This is a genomic window from Sulfurihydrogenibium yellowstonense SS-5 (assembly GCF_000173615.1).
GTDB classification, from domain to species: Bacteria; Aquificota; Aquificia; order Aquificales; family Hydrogenothermaceae; genus Sulfurihydrogenibium; species Sulfurihydrogenibium yellowstonense.
On sequence record NZ_ABZS01000072.1, the window covers coordinates 1 to 7817 of the forward strand.

7 protein-coding genes and 1 other RNA gene are annotated in these 7817 nt (G+C 33.7%); 7 read left to right on the plus strand and 1 reads right to left on the minus strand.

Going from position 1 to position 7817, the window contains the following annotated elements; translation table 11 throughout:
* Positions 1-176 precede the first annotated feature (176 nt).
* From SULYE_RS04080 to SULYE_RS04105, 7 genes are all read left to right on the plus strand, one after another.
* A complete protein-coding gene (locus SULYE_RS04080; RefSeq protein ID WP_007546778.1) occupies positions 177-1091 on the plus strand; it encodes a protoglobin domain-containing protein in 915 nt (304 codons plus the stop codon).
* A gap of 41 nt (positions 1092-1132) precedes the next feature.
* Positions 1133-2596: a cysteine--tRNA ligase gene (gene cysS / locus SULYE_RS04085; RefSeq protein WP_007546779.1), complete on the plus strand. Its 1464-nt coding sequence runs from the start codon at positions 1133-1135 to the stop codon at positions 2594-2596.
* On the plus strand, positions 2581-2934 hold the full coding sequence (locus SULYE_RS08655) for a class I SAM-dependent methyltransferase (RefSeq protein WP_007546780.1): 354 nt from the start codon (positions 2581-2583) through the stop codon (positions 2932-2934). Before cysS ends, SULYE_RS08655 begins: the two co-directional genes overlap by 16 nt.
* Before the next feature lie 67 nt (positions 2935-3001).
* On the plus strand, positions 3002-3256 hold the full coding sequence (locus tag SULYE_RS08660) for a class I SAM-dependent methyltransferase (RefSeq protein ID WP_269479098.1): 255 nt from the start codon (positions 3002-3004) through the stop codon (positions 3254-3256).
* 286 nt (positions 3257-3542) lie between these two features.
* A complete protein-coding gene (gene acs, locus SULYE_RS04095) occupies positions 3543-5441 on the plus strand; it encodes an acetate--CoA ligase (protein ID WP_007546782.1) in 1899 nt (632 codons plus the stop codon).
* 9 nt (positions 5442-5450) lie between these two features.
* Positions 5451-6797: an ATP-dependent protease ATPase subunit HslU gene (gene hslU, locus SULYE_RS04100; protein WP_007546783.1), complete on the plus strand. Its 1347-nt coding sequence runs from the start codon at positions 5451-5453 to the stop codon at positions 6795-6797.
* Positions 6798-6810: 13 nt separating this feature from the next.
* Positions 6811-7107 carry an Lrp/AsnC family transcriptional regulator gene (locus SULYE_RS04105; protein ID WP_007546784.1) on the plus strand — a complete coding sequence of 99 codons (297 nt, stop codon included), beginning with the start codon at positions 6811-6813 and terminating at the stop codon, positions 7105-7107.
* A gap of 589 nt (positions 7108-7696) precedes the next feature.
* Here the strand turns inward: SULYE_RS04105 and ssrA are convergent.
* Positions 7697-7817, minus strand: a transfer-messenger RNA (tmRNA) gene (gene ssrA, locus SULYE_RS08020); the annotation flags it as partial.

Consider the following 7817-nt stretch of genomic DNA (forward strand, 5'->3'; position numbering starts at 1 on the left):
GGGCAATTTATGAACTACCAATGCAGTAAATAATTGGTAGTTAAAATAAGAGGATTCTTTGCCGGCTTAAGAATGAAGCCTTGGATTTTTGGAACACGCTTCCTTTTCTTCTTGCATAAGTTTATCTGCAAAATGTATAATTACCACTAAAAAATTTCAAACGAGGAAATTTTGTAATGATAGAAAACATAGAACAAATAAAAAAAGATTTTGATTTTACACAAGAAGACGTAGAAAGAATAAAAAAGCTAAAGCCAATTTTAGAAAAATATTTGGACGAATTTATAAGTAAATTCTATTTTTTTATCTCCAGATTTCCTGATTACAATCAATTTTTAAAAAATGAAGACCTGTTTAAAAGACATAAATCAGAGCTGAAAAATTGGTTTTTAGACCTGTTTAGTGGAAACTATGACGAAAACTACTTTTCAAGGCTATATAAAATTGGAGAAGTTCACGTAAACATAGGACTTCCAACCCACTATGTTAATGCTGCATTTAATTTTGTAAGAAGGTTTATCATAGAAAAAATAGATGCAGAAATTCAAGATAGAAATGAAAGAAATCTTTATGTTACATCAATCGGAAAGCTAATTGATATAAATCTCGATGTTTTGACGTTGGCTTACAGAGAGAAAGAGTTAATTAAGTATGGGGCTTTGTCAAAATACACTAGAATCTTGTTTGTTTTTGCAAAGAGATTTTCTGAAATAATTGATTTTGTTATACTTGGTGCATTGGTAATAGTTGCTTTATTTGTATTTGTTTTATTTGGATATGATATCTATAAAATTTTATTTAATATAATTCCTTTTGAAGAGGGGATAATTATTTTGCTTGGTACTTTACTCATACTTTGGGCTGTAGGGGAATTAATGAACGAAGAAATAAAACACTTTAAAGGTGGAGGTTTTGCCATAACAATTTTTGTAAGCATTGCTTTAGCTGCAATGATTAGAAAACTTTTAATTGCTTCTTTGTCTGAAAGCGGAGAAAAGAAAGTCATAGAGCTTGTAGCTTATAGCTTTGTTATTTTGGTTCTTGGTATAGTCTATTGGCTTATAAAGAAAAATAAACAGCAAGAAATTTAGAATATGCTAAAATTTTATAAACATCTTACACGGAGTAAGCCATGAGTCTAAAGATATACAACACATTAACCGGAAAAAAGGAAGATTTTGCACCTATAAAACCAGGGGAAGTTAAAATTTACACCTGTGGTGTGACGGTTTATGATTATAACCATGTAGGTCATGGTAGAAGTTTAATCGTTTTTGATATGATTAGAAGATATTTAAGATATCTTGGATACAATGTTATTTTTGTAAGAAACTTTACTGATGTTGATGACAAAATCATCAACAGAGCAAAAAATGAGTGTTTACCCTTTAGTGTTATTTCAGATAAATTTATAAAAGAATACTTTGATGATGCAGAAAAATTTAGAATAGAACCGGCCGACGTAGAGCCAAGAGTTACAACGCATATTCCTGATATTATAAATTTCATTCAAAAGCTTGTTGATGCTGGTTATGCATATGAAGCTGATGGAGATGTTTATTTTTCTGTAAGAAAGTTTAAAGAGTATGGAAAGCTTTCTAAAAGAAGTATAGATGAGCTTTTAGCCGGCGCAAGAATTGAACCGGGAGAAAAAAAGAAGGACCCGCTTGATTTTGCATTATGGAAGTCAGCAAAAGCAGGAGAGCCTTACTGGGAATCTCCATGGGGTAAAGGAAGACCTGGTTGGCATACAGAATGCTGTGCAATGATATTTAAACATCTTGGAGAAACGATCGATATACACGGCGGTGGTTTAGATTTGACTTTTCCACACCATGAAAACGAGATAGCACAAGCAGAAGCTTTGACAGGAAAACCATTTGCAAGATACTGGATTCATAACGGCTTAGTTACTGTAAACGGACAAAAAATGTCAAAATCTCTTGGAAATTATATAACCCTTAAAGAGATATACTCTAAATACGAACCAGACATTTTAAGGCTATTAGTTTTATCTGTCCATTACAGAAGTCCTTTAGATTTTTCTTGGGATAAAATGGAAGAGACTAAAAAAGCTTACGAAAGGCTTAAAAATGCAATTGAGGAAGCAGAAGTTTTAAATAAACTTCCAATAGAAGAAAACTTTGAAGGAGATTTATATAACGCCGTCCAAAAAGCACAATCTGGTTTTTACTCAGCAATGAGCGATGACTTTAACACACCGGAGGCCCTTGCATCTTTATTTGGTCTTGTAAGAGAAATGAATATTTTAAGAGATAAAGCTATTAAACATGGCGGAATCTCTAAGAAAGCATTAGAATCCTACAAAGAAGCAGCGAAAACACTTCATGATATAGGAAGAGATATATTCGGACTGTTTGACAGCCTACAACCATGCGTAAAACAAGAAGAAATTAAAGCTAAAGAAAAAGAAGAAAGTATAAACGAAGATTTAATTCAAGTACTGATAGAAGCAAGAGAAAAAGCAAGGAAGGATAAACAGTTTGCAATTGCAGACTTAATAAGAGATAAGCTGGCTGAAAAAGGAATAATCTTAGAAGATACACCATTTGGAACAAAATGGAAAAAAGCGTAGTAGAAAGGATATTTGATAACGTTCACAAGTCTTACGATAGTTTTTTAAATTTTGCTACATTTGGACTGATTAATAAATGGCAAAACCAATTAATTTCAGCTACAGATTTAAAAGGGTATGTTTTGGATATTGGAACAGGAACGGGAGAGATAGTTAGAAAGCTTAGAGAAAAAGACAAGGAATGTTTTATTTACGCAGTTGATTTATCTTTTAATATGCTAAAAACTGCTAAAAATAAAGTCTCTGACGAAAAAATACTTTACATTAGGGCTAATGCGTTAAAACTTCCGTTTAAAAACTCGTCTTTAGATAACGATTTTCTTTTCTCTTGTATTTAGACATTTACCAAGAGAAGAGATTACCAAAGAGCTTAGAAGAGTTTTAAGACAATACGGTACAGTCTCTATTCTTGAAATCGGAAAACCAGAAAGTAATATTTTTTATAAATTTATCCATTTTTTTGCAGATAGATTGTTTAGACCAATAGGAAGGCTTATCTTTTCAAAAGAAGAGTGGGATTATTTTGTAGAATCCATAGAGAATGCTATGAAAATATCCGAAATAAAACCTTTTTTTAATAAACATGGATTTAATGTTAAGTTTTTAGAAAAGAGATTTTTTGGATTAATTCATCTGATAGTTTTGGAAAAAATAGAGTGAAAAATTATTGATTTTTATGAAATCAAGAAGTAATTTAATACAGACACTTTATACGTTGGGTGAGAAATTAGTGATTTTTAAAAAATTTAAAAGAGGAGATCCTTCGGCCTTACGGCCTCAGGATGACAGAGAAAAGTTGACTGATAAATATTAGAGAAAAGATAGCCTTGTTCTGTTATTATGTAGCTAAACGAAGAATCTCATATTGTTTTATTGAATATTGAATTTCTCACTATACAATTGAATAGTAATTAATAATAGATTTAATAATCTAAGGAGGGTAAAAATGGAAAATTTAGAAACAGTTCATTTACAAGTAAAGGATATTTACTATCCACCGGAGGAGATTAAAAAAGAGTGTATAGTTCAAAACTACGAAGAGATGTATAAAAAATCTATTGAAAATCCTGATGAATTTTGGTCTGAAGTTGCAAATGAACTATTTTGGTATCAAAAGTGGGATAAGGTTTTGGAGTGGAATATTCCTTATGCTAAATGGTTTGTTGGCGGGAAAACAAACATCACATACAACTGTCTTGATAGACATGTTTTAAACGGAAAAAGAAATAAAGTAGCTTATATTTACGTTGATGAAGACGGAAACGAGAAAAAGATAACCTATGGCGAGCTTTTGGAGCTTGTCAATAGACTTGCAAATGGCTTGAAATCCCTTGGTGTTGGTAAAGGGGATAGAGTTTCTATTTATATGCCAAATACTATTGAAGCAATAGCAAGTATGCTTGCTTGTGCAAGAATTGGAGCTATACACAGCGTAGTTTTTGCAGGATTTAGCGAAGGGGCATTGAAATTAAGAATCAACGATGCAAAAGCAAAAGTAGTAATAACAGCAGCCTACACAAAAAGAAGGGGTAAAAAAATACCATTACTTCCAACTGTAAAAGATGCGATTAAAGAGCTTGATTTTGTTAAAAAAGTTATCGTCTGGGACAGGGATAATGAGCTTTCTGAAGAGGAATACGGTAGCCATTATATAAACTTTCAAAAATTAATCAAGTCAAGCAGTCCTGTCTGTGAGCCGGAAATCATGGATGCGGAAGACCCATTGTTTATTCTTTATACATCAGGAACAACAGGAAAGCCAAAGGGGGTTCTTCATACAACTGGCGGTTATATGGTAAACACGTATCTAACAACAAAAACAGTATTTAACATAAAAGAAGATACAATTTATTGGTGTACAGCAGACATTGGATGGATTACAGGCCATAGCTATATTGTCTATGGACCGCTTGCGAACGGTGCAACATCAGTAATAATGGAGGGTGTTCCGGTATATCCACATCCTGGCATTTGGTGGGAGTATGTTGAAAAATACAGAGTAAACGTATTCTATACAGCACCTACAGCCATTAGAATGCTTATGAGATTTGGAGATGAAATTCCGGCAAAATATGATTTATCGTCGTTAAAAATACTTGGTTCTGTTGGTGAGCCAATCAATCCAGAAGCTTGGATTTGGTATTATAAAAACATAGGAAGAGAAAAAGCTGTCGTAGTTGACACATGGTGGCAGACAGAAACAGGAGCACATATGATAACAACGCTTCCATGTTATCCTTCAAAGCCGGGTAAAGCAGGAAAGCCATTGTTTGGTGTAGTTCCGGCAGTAGTTGATAAAGAAGGTAATGAACTTCCACCTAACACAGTAGGGCATTTAGTGATAAAGAAACCATGGCCATCTATGCTTAGAACATGTTGGGGAGAGCCGGAAAGATATGAAAAATACTGGAAAGAAATTCCTGGCGGTGTTTATTCAGCAGGAGACCTTGCTTCCGTAGATGAAGATGGATATATTATTATTCTTGGACGTGCTGATGACGTTTTAAGCGTTGCAGGACACAGAATAGGTAATGCAGAGGTTGAATCCGCAATCGTTGAACATCCTGCAGTTGCAGAAGCGGCTGTAATTGGAAAGCCTAACGAAATTAAAGGTGAATCAATTAAGGCATTTGTCATACTAAAGGAAGGATATTCGCCATCACAAGAATTAATCATCGAAATCAAAGAAACAGTCAAAGAGGTTCTTGGTGCTATAGCTGTTCCGGACGAAGTAGAATTTGTTGATAAACTACCAAAAACAAGAAGTGGTAAAATAATGAGAAGAGTTTTAAGAGCCAAAGAATTAGGTCAAGAGCTTGGAGACATATCAACACTTGAAGATTAGGAGGCCAGATTGGAAATAGACAGAGAGCTTACACCTAAGCAGATAGTGGAAGAGTTAGATAAATACATAGTTGGTCAGTATGAAGCTAAAAAGGCGGTTGCAATAGCACTTAGAAATAGATGGAGAAGGCAAAAATTACCGGAAGACCTAAGAGATGAAGTAATTCCAAAAAATATACTCATGATCGGACCTACAGGAGTAGGTAAAACTGAAATTGCAAGAAGACTAGCAAACTTAGTAAAAGCACCATTTATAAAAGTAGAAGCAACAAAGTTTACAGAAGTTGGATACGTTGGAAGAGACGTTGAATCTATCATAAGAGAGCTTGTTGATGTATCTTTTAAGATGATAAAAGCTGAAAAAATGGAAGAAGTAAGAGAAAAGGCAAAAGCTATAGCAGAAGAAAAGGTATTAGACTATTTAGTCCCAAAAAAAACAAAAAGGTATGGAACACTTATTGAGGAAGAAGAAGAATCGCCGGCAAGAGAGAAATTTAGAGAAATGCTAAAAAACGGTCAACTGGATGATAAAGTTGTAGAAATAGATGTGGAAGAGAAAGTCTCAGCGGTTGTTGGAGGTGTAGTTGTTCCTGGTCTTGAAGATATTGAAAGTCAGTTAAAAGAATTATTTTCAAATTTAGGACCTTCAAAAAGAAAAAAAAGAAGATTGACGGTCAAGGAGGCGCTAAAAATTATAGAAAACGAAGAAGCAGAAAAGCTTATAGATATGGATGAAGTCCAAACCTTAGCAGTAAAAAGAGCAGAAAACTTAGGAATAGTATTTATTGATGAAATCGATAAAGTAGCAGCAAGAGGGTCGTCAAAAAGTGGTCCTGATGTATCAAGAGAAGGAGTGCAGAGAGATTTACTTCCAATTGTAGAAGGAACGGTGGTTTCAACAAAATACGGACCGGTCAAAACAGACCATATTTTATTTATAGCAGCAGGAGCATTTCATTTAGCAAAACCTTCAGATTTAATTCCAGAATTGCAAGGAAGATTTCCGATAAGAGTAGAACTTAAAGCACTTACAAAAGATGATTTTGTCAAAATTTTAACAGAACCAAAAAATGCATTGATAAAACAGTATATAGCTTTAATGTCTACAGAAGGCGTTGAACTTGAATTTACAGAAGACGCAATTCAAGAAATAGCACAAATAGCAGAAGAAGTAAACGAAAGAACAGAAAACATCGGAGCAAGAAGACTTCATACAATATTAGAAAAAATAATGGAAGACTTTTCATTTAACGCACCAGATTTAAAAGGGCAGAAGATTGTGATAGATAGCAAATTGGTTAGAGAAAAACTTGGTAATGTGATTACAAACGAGGATTTAACAAGATATATATTATAAGAGGAGAAAGATTATGAAAGAAATGGAAATGCCAATAACTTTTGAAGAGCTTTTAAAAGATATAGAAATAAAAAATGCTGCATCTGCCTATGTTTTAATTGAAGCAAATCCACCAGAAATACCAAATATTTTAAAAGCACTATCAACAATAGAAAATGTAAAATCCGCAGATGTAGTAACCGGCATATACGACATAATCGTTTATGTTGTAGGTGAAGACCAAAACGAAATAGGAAGAATTGTTATAAAAGATATTAATCCAATTCCGGGCGTGAAAAAAGCTACAACTTGTATGGTAGTTAAATTATAAAGTAAAAAAAGTAGTAGATTCTTTGCATGGTTTTAGAATACTAAAAGTGAGATTTTGAAAGATCAATGAATATTGGGGGCAATTCATGAATTGCCTCTACTTTCACTTTCCTTATAATCTCTGAAGACTTTAATCAAAAGAGTCTCTTTCTATAAATTTATTAAAATCCAATTCTTGCCTAAGGCATAATTAAAAAAATGTTTAAATAATCTAAGACCCAATCGGGATTATTTTTAAAGAAGTCAAATCTTAACTCAGATTATTCCTTTTTAATGAAGCTTGCAAAAATCAACATCTCCATTCTGCAGCCTTACAAAGAATCTCCTTTTTACTCCTCTTTTTTCAAGATGAATAAATCGGGAGAAAGACTGTTCAAAAATCAACGTTGTCATTCTGAGCGAAGCGAAGAATCTCATATTTTTTCTTTTCAAGTCAAGAAATCAAAAAAGAGATCCTTCGGACTTCGTCCTCAGGATGACACGGAAATGTAAGCTTGCAAAAATTTTGGAACATCCTTAATCAGGAGGTCATTCAGACTAAATACTCAGAATATTGAAATCCAAAAGGAGGGATTAGAAAAACCAGTAGTTAGTGGAGGCGGGGGGAATCGAACCCCCGTCCGGCAAAGGCCAAGCCCAAAGGGCTTCTACATGCTTAGCCTGTGATTAAGGTTTCGCTTTAAGCCCCTCCACAGGCAGAGGAGCTTAAAG

Bases quoted from the DNA above. Each gene is read 5' to 3' on its own strand.
- SULYE_RS04105 (WP_007546784.1), top strand. From the start codon at position 6,811: ATGAAAGAAATGGAAATGCCAATAACTTTTGAAGAGCTTTTAAAAGAT.
- cysS (WP_007546779.1), top strand. From the start codon at position 1,133: ATGAGTCTAAAGATATACAACACATTAACCGGAAAAAAGGAAGATTTT.
- acs (WP_007546782.1), top strand. From the start codon at position 3,543: ATGGAAAATTTAGAAACAGTTCATTTACAAGTAAAGGATATTTACTAT.
- SULYE_RS08655 (WP_007546780.1), top strand. From the start codon at position 2,581: ATGGAAAAAAGCGTAGTAGAAAGGATATTTGATAACGTTCACAAGTCT.
- SULYE_RS04080 (WP_007546778.1), top strand. From the start codon at position 177: ATGATAGAAAACATAGAACAAATAAAAAAAGATTTTGATTTTACACAA.